The organism is Agrococcus sp. BE272 (genome assembly GCF_031457935.1).
GTDB classification, from domain to species: Bacteria; Actinomycetota; Actinomycetes; order Actinomycetales; family Microbacteriaceae; genus Agrococcus; species Agrococcus sediminis.
This window is the reverse complement of the sequence record NZ_JAVDXL010000002.1, coordinates 1-17,168: the sequence shown is the minus strand read 5'-3', so window position 1 is coordinate 17,168 and position 17,168 is coordinate 1. Positions and strand designations below refer to the sequence as shown.

At 75.3% G+C, this 17,168-nt stretch carries 17 protein-coding genes; 7 read left to right on the top strand and 10 right to left on the bottom strand.

Going from position 1 to position 17,168, the window contains the following annotated elements:
- Positions 1 to 80 precede the first annotated feature (80 nt).
- From J2X49_RS06420 to J2X49_RS06410, 3 genes are read right to left on the bottom strand one after another with little or no spacing between them, the layout of a single operon-like run.
- Entirely contained in the window at positions 81 to 857 is a 777-nt protein-coding gene (locus J2X49_RS06420) for a fumarylacetoacetate hydrolase family protein (protein ID WP_310124064.1), read from the bottom strand.
- On the bottom strand, positions 857 to 1,942 hold the full coding sequence (locus J2X49_RS06415) for a branched-chain amino acid aminotransferase (protein WP_128190272.1): 1,086 nt from the start codon (positions 1,940 to 1,942) through the stop codon (positions 857 to 859). The genes J2X49_RS06420 and J2X49_RS06415 overlap by 1 nt, the downstream gene beginning before the upstream one ends.
- On the bottom strand, positions 1,939 to 3,003 hold the full coding sequence (locus J2X49_RS06410; protein ID WP_310124062.1) for a 3-isopropylmalate dehydrogenase: 1,065 nt from the start codon (positions 3,001 to 3,003) through the stop codon (positions 1,939 to 1,941). Before J2X49_RS06410 ends, J2X49_RS06415 begins: the two co-directional genes overlap by 4 nt.
- A gap of 170 nt (positions 3,004 to 3,173) precedes the next feature.
- On the opposite strand from J2X49_RS06410, the gene J2X49_RS06405 reads away from it, so the two are divergent.
- On the top strand, positions 3,174 to 3,431 hold the full coding sequence (locus tag J2X49_RS06405) for a DUF6458 family protein (protein WP_128190274.1): 258 nt from the start codon (positions 3,174 to 3,176) through the stop codon (positions 3,429 to 3,431).
- 64 nt (positions 3,432 to 3,495) lie between these two features.
- Here J2X49_RS06405 and J2X49_RS06400 read toward each other — a convergent pair whose 3' ends face one another.
- Positions 3,496 to 5,025 carry an MFS transporter gene (locus J2X49_RS06400; protein WP_310124061.1) on the bottom strand — a complete coding sequence of 510 codons (1,530 nt, stop codon included), beginning with the start codon at positions 5,023 to 5,025 and terminating at the stop codon, positions 3,496 to 3,498.
- Between the two features lie 96 nt (positions 5,026 to 5,121).
- Between J2X49_RS06400 and J2X49_RS06395 the strand changes: the two genes are divergently transcribed.
- Positions 5,122 to 5,655 carry a TetR/AcrR family transcriptional regulator gene (locus J2X49_RS06395; RefSeq protein ID WP_146356506.1) on the top strand — a complete coding sequence of 178 codons (534 nt, stop codon included), beginning with the start codon at positions 5,122 to 5,124 and terminating at the stop codon, positions 5,653 to 5,655.
- 91 nt (positions 5,656 to 5,746) lie between these two features.
- Complete coding sequence (locus tag J2X49_RS06390; protein WP_310124056.1) at positions 5,747 to 6,910, top strand: GAF domain-containing sensor histidine kinase; 1,164 nt, start codon at positions 5,747 to 5,749, stop codon at positions 6,908 to 6,910.
- A 1-nt stretch (position 6,911) separates the two neighbouring features.
- Here the strand turns inward: J2X49_RS06390 and J2X49_RS06385 are convergent, their stop codons facing one another.
- The gene (locus tag J2X49_RS06385) at positions 6,912 to 7,628 is read right to left on the bottom strand and encodes an alpha/beta fold hydrolase (RefSeq protein ID WP_310124055.1); all 717 of its coding nucleotides are present in this window, start codon (positions 7,626 to 7,628) and stop codon (positions 6,912 to 6,914) included.
- 51 nt (positions 7,629 to 7,679) lie between these two features.
- Positions 7,680 to 9,272: a phosphoglycerate dehydrogenase gene (gene serA, locus J2X49_RS06380; protein ID WP_128190279.1), complete on the bottom strand. Its 1,593-nt coding sequence runs from the start codon at positions 9,270 to 9,272 to the stop codon at positions 7,680 to 7,682.
- Positions 9,273 to 9,423: 151 nt separating this feature from the next.
- Here serA and J2X49_RS06375 point away from each other — a divergent pair, with 151 nt between their 5' ends.
- Positions 9,424 to 9,819 carry a DoxX family membrane protein gene (locus J2X49_RS06375; RefSeq protein WP_310124051.1) on the top strand — a complete coding sequence of 132 codons (396 nt, stop codon included), beginning with the start codon at positions 9,424 to 9,426 and terminating at the stop codon, positions 9,817 to 9,819.
- Between the two features lie 19 nt (positions 9,820 to 9,838).
- Here the strand turns inward: J2X49_RS06375 and J2X49_RS06370 are convergent, their stop codons facing one another.
- Positions 9,839 to 10,186, bottom strand: a complete 348-nt coding sequence (locus tag J2X49_RS06370; RefSeq protein WP_310124048.1) for a hypothetical protein — start codon at positions 10,184 to 10,186, stop codon at positions 9,839 to 9,841.
- Entirely contained in the window at positions 10,183 to 10,593 is a 411-nt protein-coding gene (locus tag J2X49_RS06365) for a hypothetical protein (protein WP_310124045.1), read from the bottom strand. Before J2X49_RS06365 ends, J2X49_RS06370 begins: the two co-directional genes overlap by 4 nt.
- A gap of 112 nt (positions 10,594 to 10,705) precedes the next feature.
- Between J2X49_RS06365 and J2X49_RS06360 the strand changes: the two genes are divergently transcribed.
- Genes J2X49_RS06360 through J2X49_RS06350 form a run of 3 tightly spaced genes read left to right on the top strand, consistent with a single transcriptional unit; the run spans position 10,706 to position 14,408 of the window.
- Positions 10,706 to 11,767: an extracellular solute-binding protein gene (locus J2X49_RS06360; protein ID WP_310124042.1), complete on the top strand. Its 1,062-nt coding sequence runs from the start codon at positions 10,706 to 10,708 to the stop codon at positions 11,765 to 11,767.
- Positions 11,768 to 13,348, top strand: a complete 1,581-nt coding sequence (locus J2X49_RS06355; protein WP_310124039.1) for an ABC transporter permease subunit — start codon at positions 11,768 to 11,770, stop codon at positions 13,346 to 13,348.
- Positions 13,349 to 13,367: 19 nt separating this feature from the next.
- Entirely contained in the window at positions 13,368 to 14,408 is a 1,041-nt protein-coding gene (locus tag J2X49_RS06350) for an ABC transporter ATP-binding protein (protein ID WP_310124036.1), read from the top strand.
- Positions 14,409 to 14,434: 26 nt separating this feature from the next.
- Here J2X49_RS06350 and J2X49_RS06345 read toward each other — a convergent pair whose 3' ends face one another.
- On the bottom strand, positions 14,435 to 15,424 hold the full coding sequence (locus J2X49_RS06345; RefSeq protein WP_310124034.1) for a DUF2332 domain-containing protein: 990 nt from the start codon (positions 15,422 to 15,424) through the stop codon (positions 14,435 to 14,437).
- Positions 15,425 to 15,491: 67 nt separating this feature from the next.
- Positions 15,492 to 16,967, bottom strand: coding sequence for an FAD-dependent oxidoreductase (locus tag J2X49_RS06340; protein WP_310124032.1), 1,476 nt, complete (start codon positions 16,965 to 16,967; stop codon positions 15,492 to 15,494).
- Positions 16,968 to 17,168: the final 201 nt, after the last annotated feature.

The window sequence follows — 17,168 nt, the reverse complement described above, 5'->3', positions numbered from 1 at the left end:
TCCTCCTCGAGTCGATCGGCGGCTCGCACCGCCGGTGCGACTGATGCTAGGCGACCCGGCCGAGGATGAGCCGGGAGGGATCAGCCGGCGGTGGCCTGCGCGACCACCGGGTTGCGCAGCGAGCCGACGCCCGGCACCTCCACCTCGACCGTCTGGCCCGCGCGCAGCGGGCCCACGCCCTCCGGCGTGCCCATCAGCACGACGTCGCCGGGCAGCAGGGTCATGGATGCGGTGATCCACTCGAGCACGGTGGGCGCGTCGAAGATCCAGTCGCTCGAGACGCCGTCCTGCCGCACCTCGCCGTCGACGCGCGTGATGACCTGCAGCGCGTCGTAGTCGGGCTCGGTCTCGATCGCGGGCCCGAGCGGGCAGAACGTGTCGAAGCCCTTCGCGCGCGCCCACTGCTTCTCGCGGTGCTGCAGGTCGCGCGCGGTCACGTCGTTGGCGACCGTGACGCCGAAGACGGCGTGCAGCGCGTTCGCCCGCGTGAGGCGCCGCGCGACCTTGCCGATCACGAGCGCGATCTCGCCCTCGAAGTGCACGTCCTGCGACTCCGGCGGCAGCACGATCGCGTCGCCGGGGCCGATCACCGACGTGTTGGGCTTCAGGAAGACCAGCGGCTCAGTGGGCACCTCGTTGCCGAGCTCGGCCGCGTGCTTCGCGTAGTTGCGGCCGACCGCCACGACCTTCGAGCGCGGGATGACGGGCGCGAGCAGCCGTGCCTCGGCGATCGGGATGCGGGTGCCGGTCGTGTCGAAGCCGGCGACGATCGGGTCGCCGACCAGCTCGACCAGCGCATCCCCGTCGACGACGCCGTAGCCGATGCGCTCGCCGTGCGCGAACCGCGCGACGCGCATCAGCGGGCCTCCGTCAGCTGCACCATCCAGCCGTGCGGGTCCTCCGCGCGGCCGTACTGGATGTCGGTGAGCCGCTGGCGGAGCGCCATCGCGACCGGGCCGGCGGGCGCGCCGGGGTCGCCGATCGTCTCATCGGGGCTCTTGAGCGCCGCGATGGGCGTCAGCACGGCGGCGGTGCCGCACGCGAAGACCTCGGTGATCGAGCCGTCGGCGATGCCGTCGCGCCACTCCGCGAGCGTCACCGGCCGCCGCTCGACCCGGTGGCCCGCATCCGCCGCGAGCTCGAGCAGCGAGTTGCGCGTGATGCCGTCGAGGATGGAGTCGGAGTCGGGGGTGATGAGGGTGCCGTCGGCCCGGACGAGCACGACGTTCATGCCGCCGAGCTCCTCGAGCTCGGTGCCCGCCTCGTTCAGGAAGAGCACCTGCGCGCAGCCGTTCGCGGCCGCCTGCTGCGTGGGCAGGAGGCTCGCGGCGTAGTTGCCGCCGCACTTGGCGGCGCCGGTGCCGCCCTTGCCGGCGCGGTTGTACTCGCGCGAGAGCCAGATCGAGACCGGCTTCACGCCGCCCGCGAAGTAGGGCCCGGCGGGGCTCGCGATGACCATGAACCGCACGGTCTGCGCCGCGCGCACCCCGAGGAACACCTCGTTGGCGATCATGAAGGGCCGCAGGTAGAGCGAGTTCTCGCCACCGGCCGGCACCCACGCCTCGTCGATCCGCACGAGCTGCCGCACCGACTCGACGAAGTCGTCGACCGACAGCTCGGGCAGCGCCAGCCGCGCCGCCGAGCGCTGCATGCGCTTGGCGTTCTCCTCGGGCCGGAAGGTCCAGACCGAGCCGTCGGCGCGGCGGTAGGCCTTCATGCCCTCGAAGATCTCCTGGCCGTAGTGGAGCACGGCGGAGGCCGGGTCCATCTGCAGCGGGCCGTACGGCTCGACGCGGTGGCCGTGCCAGCCCTCGTCGACCGTCCAGTCGATCGAGACCATGTGGTCGGTGAAGTGCTTGCCGAAGCCGGGCTCGGCGAGCACGCCCTCGCGGACGCTGTCCGCGGCGGGCCGCTCGTTGCGGGTGATCGCGAAGTCGGTCATGCCTGCTCCTTGCGGGTGGATGCGCTGATGCGGTCGGCGATCGCGTCGCCGACCTCGCTGGTGCTGCGTGCGGTGCCGTCGCGCCCGTCGATGTCGGCGTCAACGGCGTCGCGGATGCGCCGGCCGGCGTCGGGGTGGCCCGAGTGCTCGAGCAGGAGTGCGGCCGAGAGGATCGCCGCCGTCGGGTCGGCGATGCCCTTCCCCGCGATGTCGGGGGCCGAGCCGTGCACGGGCTCGAACATGCTCGGGAAGGCGCCCGAGGGGTTGAGGTTGCCGGAGGCCGCGAGGCCGATCCCGCCGCCGACGGCGCCGGCGAGGTCGGTCAGGATGTCGCCGAACAGGTTGTCGGTGACGATCACGTCGAAGCGGCTGGGCCGGTCGACGAGGAAGATCGTGGCGGCGTCGACGTGGAGGTAGTCGACCTCGACCTCGGGGTGGTCGACCGCCACCTCGTCGACGATGCGCTGCCAGAGCGCGCCGGCGTGGACGAGGACGTTCTTCTTGTGCACGAGCGTGAGCCGGCGACGGCGCTGCTCGGCGAGCTCGAAGGCGAAGCGCACGACCCGCTCGACGCCGAAGGCGGTGTTGACGCTCGTCTCGTTCGCGATCTCGTGGGGCGTGCCCTGGCGGAGCGCGCCGCCGTTGCCGACGTACGGCCCCTCCGTGCCCTCGCGCACGACGACGAAGTCGATCTCGCCCGGGTCGCGCAGGGGGCTGCCGATCCTCGGGTGGAGCACGGTCGGGCGCAGGTTCACGTGGTGGTCGAAGGCGAAGCGCAGGCGCAGCAGGAGCCCGCGCTCGATGACGCCGCCGGCGAGGCGCGGGTCGGCGGGGTCGCCGCCGACGGCGCCCAGCAGGATCGCGTCGTGCTCGGCGAGGCTCGCGAGCGTGGCGTCGTCGAGCACCTCGCCGGTCTCGAGGTAGTGGGCGGCACCCAGCGCGTACTCGGTCTCGACGAGCTCGACGTCGGCGAGCGCGGCGCGCATGGCCTTCCTCGCCTCGAGCGTGACCTCCTGCCCGATGCCGTCTCCTGCGATGACCGCGAGGCGCAGCTGCTCCACGCTTCCTCCCCTGGCGCACCCGTGTGCGCGTCGTCGAACCGCCTCCGCAGCCGTGCGGACGGCGATTCCCAGCCTAGTCGGCGGGCGCGTTCACCCGGGTGCCAGGGAGCGGCGGGTACATTCCCTGCAAGCGGCCTGGTCCCGGGCTGCACCAACGAACGGAGTGCACCTTGAGCATCGGCTTCGGCATCTTCCTCATGGCAGTCGGCGCGATCGTCGCCTGGGCGGTCCCCGCCCTGTGGCAGGTCGACGGCGCCAACTGGACCCTCATCGGCTACATCCTCCTCGGCGCCGGTGCTCTCGTCACGCTGATCGGCATCGTCATGGCCGCGCGCTCCGGCCGCACCAGCCAGGTGTCGCGCACGGCGGTCGACCCGGAGACCGGCACGCGCGTCGAGCGCACCGAGCGCCGCGACGACCTGATCTGAGCATCCCCCGCACCGCAGCGGCGCCGTCCCTCCCGGGGCGGCGCCGCTGCGTCGTCCCGGCGGCCTACGCGCGACGCAGTGCTCGCAGCGCGACGACGACGGCCGCCGCCATGAGCGCCGCCCCGGTGAGCGCGGTCCACAGCGCCCCCTGGTCGAAGGCCGCGCGCGCGGCCTCGGCGACGCCGGCGCCGAGCTCGCCCTGCACGCGCTCGGCCACGTCGAGCGCGCCGGCGAGCGTCTCGCGCACGGCGTCGGCGTCGGCGGATGCGACGCCGTCGGGCAGCGTGATCGACGCGCGGTAGACGGCGCTCACGATGCCGCCGAGCACCGCGGTGCCGAGCACGGCGCCGAGCTCGTACGCGGTCTCGGAGACGGCGCTCGCCGCGCCCGCCTTGGCGGGCGGCGCGGTCGAGACGACGATCTCGTTCGAGAGCGTCTCGGCGGCGCCGACGCCCGCGCCGAGCAGCACGTAGGCGATCGCGACGTGCAGCGGCGAGAGCGCGTCGCCCGCGAGCGCGACGAGCAGGTAGCCGGCCATCGAGCTCGCGAGGCCCACCGCCACCACCCGGTGCGCGGGCACGTGCCGCACGATGCGCACGACGCCCAGGCCCGCCAGCACCATCGCGATCGTGCCGGGCACGAGCAGCAGCGCCGCGTCGAGCGTCGAGAGCCCCTCGACGAGCTGCAGGTGCTGGGTGAGGAAGAACAGCGCGCCGACGAGCGCGACGACGCTCAGCAGGTTGATCGCGATCGCCCCCGAGAAGGCGGGCACGCGCAGCAGGTCGAGGTCGAGCATGGGCTCGTCGACCGAGCGCATGCGGCGCGCGAAGCCGAGGCCCGCCACGACCGCGACCGCGAGCAGCGCGACGGCGAGGAGGTCGGGGCCCTCCACCGCGACGTGCTTGATCGTCGCGGCGAGGGCGCCGAGCGCTGCGATCGAGAGCGCGATGCCGAGCGGGTCGATGGGGCCGGGCGCTGGGTCGCGGCTCTCGCGCACGAGCAGCGGCGCGAGCACGAGCAGCGGCAGCAGCACGGGCACGGCCATGAGGAAGACCGAGCCCCAGGCGAAGTGCTCGAGCAGCACCCCGCCCACCGTCGGGCCGAGCGCCGAGCCGACCGAGAACGCCGTCGCCCAGACGGCGATCGCGACGCGGCGCTGGTCGCGGTGCGGGAAGGTCGAGCGCAGCAGCGAGAGCGTCGACGGCATGAGCATCGCGCCGAAGAGGCCGAGCGCAGCCCGGGCGGCGATGAGGGCGGATGCCGTGGGCGCGAAGGCGGCGAGCACCGAGACCACGGCGAAGCCGGTGGCGCCGATGAGCAGCATGCGGCGGCGGCCGAAGCGGTCGCCGAGGCTCCCCATCGCCACGAGGAGCCCGGCGAGCACGAGCGCGTAGGCATCCACCATCCACAGCTGCTGCGCGGCGTCGGGCTCGAGCGCGAGCGAGATCTGCGGCAGCGCGAACGCCAGCACCGTGTTGTCGATCGAGACGAGCAGCACCGGGAGCATGAGCACCGCGAGCGCGACCCACTCGCGCGCGCCGGCGCGCGGCGCGGTCGCCTCGTCGATGGCGAGGGTCTGCTGGCGGATGTCCATGGTCGGGCTCCTGGTCGGGTGACGGCCGGCGCGGGCGGCGCGCGGCCCCGTTACTGTACCGTCTGGACGGTTGGCTAGCAACGCTATGCTCATGCCGTGCCCCGTGACTCCCCCGCCAGAGCGCAGCTGCTCGACGCGTACATCACGCTGCTCATCGAGGGCGGCGAGCGCGCCGCGACCGTGCAGGCGGTCGCCGAGCGCGCGGGCGTCTCCAAGGGCGGGCTGCTCTACCACTTCGGCTCGAAGGCCGCGCTCGAGGCCGGGCTCATCGAGCGCTTCGAGCTGCTCGGGGCCGAGGACCTCGAGTCGCTCCGCGCCGCCGACGACCTCGTGGGCCGGTTCCTGCGCACCTCGGTCGCCGAGGGCAGCGACCTCGACCGCGCGACGGTCGCCCTCGTGCGCCTCGCGCAGTCCCCCGCCGGCGCCGGTGCGCGCGCGGCGCTGCAGCGGCTCGACGACGAGTACGTCGCGGCGCTGGCTGCGCGGCTCGGCGACGAGGAGCTCGCGCTCGCGATCGTGCTGATGTCCGACGGCGTCTACCTGCGCTCGGCGCTCGGCGCGCTCGAGCCCGGCCGCGCCGAGGTCGAGATCGAGCGGCTCATCGCCGTCGCGCGCCGGCTGGGCGCCTGAGCCGGAGCGCGCCGTGGCCGCAGGGCGCCAGCGCCAGCCCTAGAGTGTGTCGCGCCGGAGGATCGGAGCACGACGGAGCGCGGAGGGCGCGATGAGCACGACCCAGGACATCGCTCGGCGCGATGCCATCCACGAGTACCGGGTGCTCAGCACGCCCGCGGGCAGCGACCTCGAAGCCCTCGTCGAGCTCGCCGCGACCATCTGCGGCGTGCCGACCGCGGTGATCAACATCATCGACGAGGAGCACCAGCACCAGATCGCCTCGATCGGCTTCGAGCCGGGGGTGTGCGCGCGCGAGGACTCGATGTGCAACGCCGTCCTCGAGCACCCGGAGCCCGTCGTCGTGCGAGACGCCCGCGAGGACGCGCGGTTCCGCGAGAACCCGTTCGTCACCGGAGACATCGCGAGCGTGCGCTTCTACGCGTCGAGCCCGCTGCGCACCCCCGACGGCGTCGCGATCGGCACGCTGTGCATCTTCGACGAGGCGCCGGGCGAGCTGGGAGCGAGAGAGCGCCGAGCGCTCGAGCTGCTCTCCCACCAGGTCGTCGAGGTGCTCGAGCTGCGGCGGCTCACGCGCGAGCTGGACCGGTCGAACGAGCAGCTCACGCACTTCGCGGCACAGGTCAGCCACGACCTCCGCAACCCGCTGTCGGCGCTGGTCGGCTTCCTCGAGCTCGCCTCGTCGAGCGAGGACATCGGCTCTGCCGCGGCCGCGATCGCGCGCGCCGAGGGCGCCGCCGCGCGGATGGGCGCCATGGTCGACGGCCTGCTCGACCACGCGCGGGCCGGCGGGGCCGCGCGCCGCGAGGACGTGCACCTCGACCGGATCCTGGCGGACACGCTCGACGACCTCGACGCGCTGATCGTGACGACCGGAGCCCGGGTCGACGCCGGGCCGCTGCCCGTCGTCTCGGGCGACCCCGTGCTGCTGCGGCTCCTGCTCCAGAACCTCCTGTCGAACGCTCTGCAGCACGGCGGAGCGGCGGGGCGCGGCGCGCGCGTCGAAGTGGGCGCCCACGCGCTGACCTCGGGCTGGCGCATCACCGTCGACGACGACGGGCCGGGTGTGCCGGAGCACGATCGCGAGCGGGTGTTCGACGCGATGGAGCGCGGCGACGCGGTGCACGCCGACGGCCTCGGCCTCGGCCTGTCGACGTGCCGGCGCATCGTCCGCGCGCACGGGGGCCGGATCGGGATCGACGACGCCCGCTCGGGCGGTGCGAGCGTGTGGGTCGTGCTGCCCGCGACGGCCTGAGTCAGGCGGATCGGCGAGCGGCCTCGCCGATCACCTGCGCGAGCTCGACCGGCCTCGACCACATCGGCCAGTGGCCCGTGGGCAGGTCGACGAGCGTCATCGCCCGGTGCTCGAGGAGCCCCGCGAGGAACGGCACGCCCTGCTCGGCGTACGAGCGGTAGTCGGCGGCCGAGTACGCGGTGCACACGACCGTCGCCGGCACGTCGAGCCGACGCTCGTCGGTCAGGCGCACCGCGTCGCGCACCGTGCGGCCCGGCTGGGGCACGGCGCGCTCGCGGAACTCGGCGAGCTGCGCGTCGGTCAGGTCGCGCATCGAGCCGTCGGCGAGCTCGTCGTCCCACCGCTCGTCGAGCGTGAGCACGTCGGCCGTGGACGACGCATCCATCGCCGCCCCGTCGACGACGGGCGCCGTGTCGACCCAGACCGTGCGCGCCACCCGGTCGACGGCTCGGTCGAGCGCGAGCGTCGCCGGCAGCGCGCCGCCCGAGTGCGCGACGAGCACCGCCGGCCCGTCGCCGAGCGCCGCGACGATCGCGTCGGCCTGCTCGTCGAGCGTCACCTCGCCGCGCGCGGGGTGGTCGGGCTCGAGGCCCGGCAGGGTGAGCGCGACGACGTCGTGGCCCTGCTCGCGCAGCAGCGGCGCGACGTCGTCCCACGCCCAGGCGCCCAGCCAGAAGCCGGGCACGAGCGCGATGCGGGCGGATGCGGTGGTGTCCATGCGCGCGACGCTACCGCCGGGCGCCGACACGGGCCAGGGTCGCGACGCGACTCAGAGCGGGCGGATCTCGATCTGCCGGATCGTCGTCGCCTCGATCGCCGCGCCGAGCTGCTCGACGAGCGCGTCGGGCGCCGCCTGGTCGATCGTGATGATCGACAGCGCGTCGCCGCCCGCCTCCGTGCGCGCGATCTGCATGCCGGCGATGTTGATCGACGCCTCGCCGAAGGCCGCGCCGTAGGCGGCCACGATGCCCGGGCGGTCGACGTACTCCATCACGACGAAGTGCTCGGCCATCGGCACCTCGACCGACTGGCCGTTCACGCCGACGATCTTCTCGACCTGCTTCGGCCCCGTCAGCGTGCCCTCGACGCTCACCCGGCGGCCGTCGCTGCACGCGACGACGACCTCGACGACGTTGCGGTACTCGTCGCTGCGCTCGTCGGCCGACAGGTCGCTCGTGACGCCGCGCGACTCGGCGATGACCGGCGCGTTGACGAAGGTCACCTGCTCGCTCACGATCGACGAGAAGAAGCCCTTGAGCGCCGCCAGCCGCAGCACCTTCACGTCGTAGCCGGCGAGCTCGCCGTGCACCGCGACATCCACCGCCTCCACCGGACCGGCCGCGAGGCCCGCCGCGAACTGGCCGAGCCGCTCGGCGAGCGGGATCCCGGGGCGCACGTACTCGTCGATGACGCCGCCCGCGACGTTCACGGCATCCGGCACGAGGTCGCCCGAGAGCGCGAGCCGCACCGAGCGGGCCACGGCGATGCCGGCCTTCTCCTGCGCCTCGTCGGTCGACGCGCCGAGGTGCGGCGTGACCTGGATGTTCGGGGCCGAGGTGAGCGCGTCGTCCTTCGGCGGCTCGGAGACGAACACGTCGATGCCGGCGCCGGCGATGCGGCCGGAGCGCAGCGCCTCGGCGAGCGCGGCCTCGTCGATGATGCCGCCGCGCGAGGCGTTCACGATGCGCAGCGTCGGCTTCGCGAGCGCGAACTGTGCCTCGCCGATGAGGCCGACGGTCTCGGGCGTGCGCGGGATGTGGATGGTGATGAAGTCGCTCTCGGCCATCAGCTCGTCGAGGCTGCGCAGCTCGACGCCGAGCTGTGCGGCGCGCGCGGGGCTGACGAACGGGTCGTAGGCGACGAGCTTCGTGCCGAAGGCGGCGAGCCGCTCGGCGACGAGCACGCCGATGCGGCCGAGGCCGACGATGCCGACGGTCTTCTCGTACAGCTCGACGCCGGTGTAGGCGGAGCGCTTCCACTCGCCGCGCTTCAGCGACGCGTCGGCGGCGGGGATGTGGCGGGCGAGGCCGAGGATGTGCGCGATCGCGAGCTCGGCGGCCGAGACGATGTTGGAGGTCGGCGCGTTGACGACCATGACGCCCGCGGCGGTCGCGGCGGGGATCTCGACGTTGTCGAGTCCGACGCCGGCGCGCGCGATCACCTTGAGCTGCGGCGCGTGCGAGAGCGCCTCGGCGTCGATGCGGGTGGCGCTGCGGACGAGCACGGCGGATGCGTCGGCGAGCGCCGCGAAGAGCGCCTCGCGGTCGGTGCCGTCGACCGAGCGGATCTCGAAGTCGGGGCCGAGGGCATCGACGGTCGCGGCCGAGAGCTCCTCGGCGATCAGGACGACGGGCTTGGACATGCGGGACTCCCTTGACGGTGATGACCGCGCGTGGGGTGCGCGGCCCGGGCGCAGCACGTCGTCGTGCCGCAGCCAGCCTACCGAGCGGCACGTGCGCCGGCGGCGCCCGATCGTCATGCGACGCAACCGGAGTGCGGGAGGATGGGGGGCGATGGACGCCTTCGCTCTCGTGCAGCTCGTGCTGCGGATCCTGCTCGCCGTGATCTTCATCGGCATGGGCGCCGCCCACTTCGTGCCGCGCGTGCGCCGCACGATGGGGGCGATGATCCCCGCGGGGCTCGCCGGCCCCGACCGGCGCTGGGCGCCGACGCTCGTGACCGTCTCCGGCGTCGCCGAGATCCTCGGCGGCCTCGGCCTGCTCGCGCCGTGGTGGGGCGTGCGGTTCGCGGCGGGGCTCGCGCTCATCGCGCTGCTGATCCTCGTGTTCCCCGCGAACGCGCAGGCGGCGAAGGAGCCGGAGCGCTTCGGCGCCGTCGCGGTGCCGCTCGTGCCGCGCGCGATCGGGCAGCTCGTGCTCGGGCTGCTGATCCTCGTCAGCGTGATCTGACGCGGCCCGCGCGCGCGGGCTACGCGCCGAGCGCGGTGATCGCGATCTGCCGCGCCAGCTGCTCGGCGAGCAGGCTCAGCTGCGCGCTCACGCCGAGCGCGACCAGCAGGATGCCCGCCTTGCCGACCAGGCGCATCCGCCGCGCGACGAAGAGCGCCACGACGAAGAGGATGCCCGGCAGCGCCACCTGCACCACGAGCAGCCACCACGGGATGGCGCCCTCGATGCCCGCGCCGACGTAGAGCAGCGGCAGCTGCTCGGCGTTGGCGATCGCCTCGACGGTGTCGTAGCCGAACGCGAGCGCGAAGAGCAGCGCGACGATCCAGCTGTCGCTCGGGCGCTCCTCGCGCGGCTCGCGGGCGCTCATGCGAGCACTCCGACCGCGAGCGGCCACGGCGCGGTGACGACGAGGCCAGCGAGCCACCACGGCGCGCGGCGGCCGACGGGCGCGAGGCGGTCGACGCAGAACCACCACAGCAGCGGCGCGATCACCGCGAGCAGCTCGCCCAGCTGGTACATCGCGAGCCCGAGCAGGCTCGGCTGCTGCACGGGGTTGAGCACCATGATCGCGATCCAGCCGACGGTCGAGGCCGCGGCGAGCGCGAGCATGAGCCAGCCGAGCGGGCCGCGGCGACGCTCGTCGCGCGGGGCGTCGGAGGCGGATGTGCCGTCGGGCCCGGGCGCGGCGCCCGCGTCGGTGTCGCCGTCGTCGGCGGTCGCGCGATCGAGCTCGTCGTCGCCCTCCCAGCGGAGGGCATCCTCGTCGCGGCTCATCCGCACCAGCCTACCGGCGGCCGACGCCGGCATCCGGCGCGAGTTAGGCTACCCTTACCTCATCGCCGCGGCGCCGGATGCCGCCGGCCCACCACCTCTCCAGGAGTCCTCCTTGCAGCGTTCCGCCCTGCGCGCCATCGCGCCCGCCGCCCTCGCCGCCGCAGCCCTCGTGCTCGCCGGCTGCACCGCATCCGACCCTGAGCCCTCGGCGAGCACCGGCTCGACCGAGGCCGCAGCCGAGGCCGACGGCGCCTTCACGCTCTACGCCGGCCGCAGCGAGGACCTCGTCGACCCGCTCATCGAGCAGTTCGAGGAGTCGAGCGGCATCGACGTCGACGTGCGCTACGCCTCGTCGACGGAGCTCGAGGCGCTCCTGCTCGAGGAGGGCGACCGCTCCCCCGCCGATGTCTTCTGGTCGCAGGACGCCGGCTCGCTCGGCGCCGTCGCCGAGGCGGGCATGCTCGCGACGCTGCCAGAGGAGATCACCGGCGCCGTGCCGCCCGAGTTCACCTCGACCGACGGCAGCTGGGTGGGCGTCACGGGCCGCGCGCGCGTCATCGCCTACGACAGCGAGGACGTCGCCGAGGCCGAGGTGCCCTCCGCGATCGCCGACCTCACCGGCGAGGAGTACCGCGGCCGCGTGGCGTTCGCGCCCGGCAACGCCTCGTTCCAGTCGTTCGTGACCGCGATGCGCGTGCTCGAGGGCGAGGAGGCGGCCGCCGCGTGGGTCGAGGCGATCGCCGCGAACGAGCCGATCCTCACCGAGTCGAACGGCCAGACGCTCGACCTCGTGCAGTCGGGCGAGGCCGACTTCGGGCTCATCAACCACTACTACTGGTTCGAGGACGCCAACGAGCTCGGCGCCGACCAGATGCGCGCGCAGCTCGCGTTCCTGCCGGGCGACCCCGGCGGCATCGTGAACGTGACGGGCGCGGGCCTGCTCGCGAGCGCCGAGGGCGACCCCGACGCGCTCGCCTTCATCGAGCACCTCGTCTCGGCCGAGGCGCAGGAGTACTTCGTCACCGAGACCTTCGAGTACCCGCTCGTCGACGGCGTCGAGGCGGCCCCCGAGCTGCCGGCGATCGAGTCGCTCGCGGTCGAGGGCCTCGACCTCGCCGACCTCGCGTCGCTCGCCGACACCCAGGCGCTGCTCGCCGAGCACGGCCTGCTGTAGGTGCTGGCAGCGCCGCCGCGCGTGCGCCGTCCCGAGCGGGGCGGCGCACGCGCGCTCGCGCTCGCGGGCGCGGTGTCGGTGGCGCTGCTCGCCGCGCCCGTCGTCTACCTCGTCGTGCGCGCGGTCGGCGCCGACCCGGCCGCCGCGCTCCCGCTCGTGCTGCGGCCGCGCACGGGCGAGCTGCTCGTCACGAGCCTCGCCCTCGCGCTCGCCGTCGCGCTCGCCGTCGGCGCGCTCGGCACGCTCCAGGCCGCGCTGCTCGCGCGGCTGCGGCTCCCGGGCGCCCGCACGCTGCTGACGCTCGCCGCGCTGCCGCTCGCGATGCCGTCGTACGTCGCCGCCTTCGGCTGGCTCGGGATCCTGCCGTCGATGCAGGGCTTCTGGGGCGCGTGGCTGCAGCTCACGATCGTCTCGACCCCGTACGTGACGCTCCCCGTCTACGCGGCGCTGCGCTCGACGCCCGCCGGGCTCGAGATCGCCGCGCGCTCCCTCGGCCGCACGCAGCTGTCGGCGATGCTGCAGGTGACGTGGCCGATCGTGCGCCCGGCGGCGACGGCCGGCGCGCTCCTGGCGGGCCTGTACGCGCTCGCCGACTTCGGCGTCGTCTCGCTCATGCGCGTCGAGACCCTCTCGACCGGCATCGCGCGGGCGATGGGCGCGGGCTTCGACCGCTCCTACGCGGCGCTGCTCGGCCTCGTGCTGGTGGTGGCGGCCGTCGCGCTCGTGCTGCTCGAGCAGCGCGTGCGGCGGGCCGCCGTGCCCGCGCGCCTGCGATCGGCGGCGCCGCTGCGGCTGGAGGCGGGCGGATGGGCACCGCTCGCGATGGCCGCGGTGGTCGTCACGCCGGTGCTCGCGATCGGCGTGCCGGTGGCGGTGCTGCTGGCGCGCGCCGCCTCGGCCGATGCGGTCGCGGCGCTCGACTGGCCCGAGCTGCTCGGCGCCGCGGGCACCTCGGTCGCGCTCGCGATCGCCGCGGGCCTGCTCGCGATCGCGCTCGCCGCGCCCGTCGCGCTGCTCGCCGCCCGCCACCCGTCGCCCCTCAGCCGCGCCCTCGAGGGCGCCGCCACGATCGCCCACTCGCTGCCCGGCATCGTCGTGGGCCTGTCGCTCGTGTTCCTCTCGCTCTCGCTCGTGCCGTGGGCGTACCAGAGCGTCGGCGTGCTCATCGCCGCCTACGCCCTGCTCGCCACGCCGCGCGCGGTCGGCGGCGTGCGGGCGGCGCTCGAGCGGGTGCCCGCGCGCTACGAGCTGCTCGCCCGTGCGCTCGGGCGTCCCCGGCTGCGGGCCCTCGCCGCCACCACCGCACCGCTCGCCGCGCCCGGCATCGCCGTGGCGGCGCTGCTCGCCGCCGTCGCCGCCCTCAAGGAGCTGCCCGCGACGCTGCTGCTGCGCCCGACCGGCGTCGACACGCTCGCGACAGCGCTGTGGGCGCGCACCGACATCTCCGAGTACGCCGCCGCCGCCCCCTACGCCCTCGCGCTCGTCGCATGCGCGGCGGTGCCTGCCATGCTGGTGCTCGCCGCGACCGGCGAGCGCGACCCGGCGCACGCCGCCGAGATCACCGAGCGGAGCGCGCCATGACCCCCGAGCGGAGCACCGCATGAGCGAGCTGCGGATCACCGCCGCCACCGTCGGCCACCCCGGCGGCGGCGACGTGGTGCACGAGCTCGACCTGCACGTGCCCTCCGGCGGCGTCGACGCCGTGCTCGGCGCATCCGGCTCCGGCAAGTCCACGCTGCTGCTCGCGATCGCGGGCCTCCTGCCGCTGCGGGCCGGCGAGATCGCCGTCGGCGACCGCGTGCTGTCGACGGCGCGCCGCACGGTGCCGCCCGAGCGGCGCGGCGTCGGCTGGGTGCCGCAGGACGCATCCCTCTTCCCCCACCTGACCGTCGCGGAGAACATCGCCTTCGGGCTGCCGCGCAGCGAGCGCGACCCCCGCGGCGAGCGCGTGCGGGCCATGCTCGAGCTCGTCGAGCTCGGCGGCTTCGGCGACCGCTCGCCGGCCGACCTGTCTGGCGGCCAGGCGCAGCGCGTCGCGCTCGCGCGCGCCCTCGCACCGGCGCCGTCGATCGTGCTGCTCGACGAGCCGTTCTCGGCGCTCGACGCGACGCTGCGGGTGGGCCTGCGCCGCGAGATCGGCCGCATCCTGCGCGATGCGGGCGCGACCGCGCTGCTCGTCACCCACGACCAGGAGGAGGCGTTCGCGCTCGCCGACCGGGTCTCGGTGCTGCGCAGCGGCCGGGTCGAGCAGCACGGCACCGCCGAGGAGCTCTTCGCCCGGCCGCGCTCGGCGTGGCTCGCGACCTTCCTCGGCGAGTCGACGCTCGTGCCCGCGAGGCGCGACGGTGATGCCTGGCGCACGCCGCTCGGCCCCGTCCCGGTCGCGGCCGGCGCGATCGACGACGCCGAGGCGTTGCTCGTGGTGCGGCCCGAGCAGCTGAAGCCCTTCGCCGCCGGAGTGCCGATCACCGTGCGCGACGTCGAGTACTCGGGCCACGACCGCCTGCTGCTCGCCGAGGCGGAGGGCGTGCCCGGCACGGTGCTCATGCGGATGCCGTCGGCGATCGGCATCGAGCTCGGCACCCGCATGCCGGTGCGCATCCACGGCACGCCGCACGCGGTGCCGCTCGCCGGCGCCTAGCTGCCGGGCGCTCGCGCGGGCGCGGGCTAGCGGGCGATGTCGTCGAGCCAGGTGATCGCCGCCCCGTGCGGGTCGGTGATCGCGATCGGCTCGGCGTCGCGCCGCAGCACGAAGTCGCCGGGCGACGCCCACGGCGCGGGCGGGCCGATCTCGAGCGACGCGCCCTCGTTGGCGACCCACGTCACCGGCAGCTCGCCCATCAGGTCGGCGAGGGCGGCGCGCTCGTAGGCCGAGACGTACGCGAGCACGGCCGAGTGCCAGACGACGACCGTCGGCGCGTGCCTCGCGGCCTCCTCGACGAGCGCGCGGGTGTCGGCGGTGAGGTCGCCGCGGCGCAGCTCGGCGCCCTCGCGCCGAGCGATCGCGATGCCCGTGCGCAGCCGGTCGACGCGCGCACCGTCGACGCCGCCCGTCGCATCCGGCCACACGAGCGCCTCGAGCCACGCGCGCGTGTCGGGGTCGGCGGGGTCGAGCGGCTGCAGGTCGAGGCCGCCGCGCCAGGCGACCAGCGGCGGCTCGGCGGGCAGGGGCGTCGACGGCGAGGCCTCGGTCTCGAGCAGCGGCAGGCTCGCGTCGCCCACGTACCTGCCGGGCCCGAAGCGGTAGCGCCAGCGGTCGGGGTAGAGGCACAGGCCCGCCGCCGCGCCCACCTCGACGAGCGCGATCGGCCCCGTCAGGTGCGCGATGGCGGGCAGCAGCGTGGCCATCCGGCGGGCCTCGTTGGTCTGCGTCATGCGCGCGAGCATGGTCGAGCGGATGCGGTCCCAGGCGCCCGCGACCATGTCGCGCACGTCGGCCCACGGCTGCAGCGGCACGCCCTCGAAGCGAGCGGCGGCGAAGAGCAGGTTGGGCTGCCGCTTCACGGGCTCCAGCTCGGCGATCGCCGCGCAGAGCGCGGGGTCGGCGGCCACGCCGCGCGCCCACTCGGCGTAGCGCGGCGAGCGCTCCTCGGCCTCGACCGCGGCCCACTTCAGGTAGGAGCGCGCGACGGACTGGTCCTCGGTCACGTCCTGCACGCATCCACCCTGCCACGCCGGGCGCGGCCGCCCGTGTGCGCCGAGCCGCGGCTCGCGCGGGCGGGCGTCAGCCGGCGCCGCGCAGGCGGCGCAAGCCGCAGGCGGCGGGGCCCTCGAGCCGCGCGCCGTCAGGGGCGAAGCGCGAGCCGTGCGCCGTGCAGTCCCAGCTGCGCTCCTCTGGGTTCCAGCGCACGAGGGCGCCCACGTGCGGGCAGAACGCGGACACCTGGCGCGTGGCGCCGTCGACCGTGGAGGTGCCGACGAGCCGCAGCCCGTCGCGGCCGAGCGCGCCCTCGCCCTCGAGCGGCACCGTCGCCGGCGCGAGCGCGTCGCGCAGCGCACCCGCCTCCGCTCCGGCAGTGGCGGCGAGCGTGCCCACGAGCCGGCCCGCCGCAGCCGGGGTCGTGCCACGCCGCCGCAGCGTGCGCGCCCAGTCGGGCTCGTGCCCGACGATGCGGCCGGCGATCGCGACCGCGCTCATCGCGCCCCCGGTCATCCCCCACTTGTCGAAGCCGGTCGCGAGCAGCACCCGTCCCCGTGAGCCGAGGCGCTCGCCGATCCACGGGAGCCGGTCGGGCGTGCGGTAGTCCTGCGCGCCCCACGCGTGCGTGCGCCGCGCGTCGGGCCAATGCGCGAGCACCCACCGGTCGAGCTCGGCGAGCAGGCGGCGCGGGTCGTGCTCGCGGCCCACGAGGTGGCCGGGGCCGCCCGCGACGAGCAGCTCGCCGGCCTCGTCGTGCGCGGTGCGCAGCGAGCGGCTCGGCGAGTCGACGCTGAGCGCCATCACCTCGGGCAGCCGCGCGCTGGTGCGGTACGACGCGGCGTAGGAGCGGTGCGCCTCGAGGAGCGCCGCGGTGCCGCGCGCGGGCACGGGGGCCCCGGTGGCGAGCACCGCCTGCCCTGCGCGCCACTCGCCCGCGTCGGTCTCGACGACCACCCCGCGGCCGCTCGCGCGCACGCGCCGCACCCGAGCGCGCACGATGCGGCCGCCGCGGTCCTGCAGCTCGGCCGCGAGGGCGGCGAGCACCGCCATGGGCTGCAGCTGCGCCTGGTCGGCGAGCCGGATCGCCCCGGCCGTCGGGAACGGCAGGGCCTCGGCGCCGCCCTCCTCGGCGGGCAGGCCGAGCGAGCGCATCGCCTCGAGCTCGTGCGCGAGCGCGTCGGCGCCGTCGGCGGTGGAGGCGTAGGAGACGGCGGGCCGCCGCTCGGGGTGCTCGCCCTGCTCGGCGAGCAGCTCGAGCAGCCGGCGCTGGCCGGCGAGCGAGCCGGCCACGAAGGCCTCGACCGCCTCGCGGCGCGCGAGGCCGAGGATCCGGTGCATGCGGTCGCCCTGGAGGAGGCTCAGCTTGGCGGTCGAGCCGCCGGTCGCGGCGGCGCCCGGCTCGCGCGCCTCGAGCACGACGACGCTCGCGCCGCGGCGGGTGAGCAGGGCGGCGGTCATGAGCCCGGTGATGCCGGCGCCGACGACGACGACGCCCGTGCGCCGCGAGCCGGGCTCGTCGAGGGCGACGGTCGGCGCGGTCGCCCGCCAGAGGGAGGTCATGTCCCCCACTCAACGCGGGGCGCGGGATGTGCGCAAGGGGCGGGGATCCAGATATGGATCCCCGCCCCTGGTGGTCTCGATACGCCGCCTGCGGCGGCTACTCGACATTGAGAATGGGCGCGGCGGCCTCGCGGGCGCCTGACTTGCTACTCGACAGGCTCCTCGGATGCCTTGCGCTGGATCTGTCGGTGGCTGTCGTGG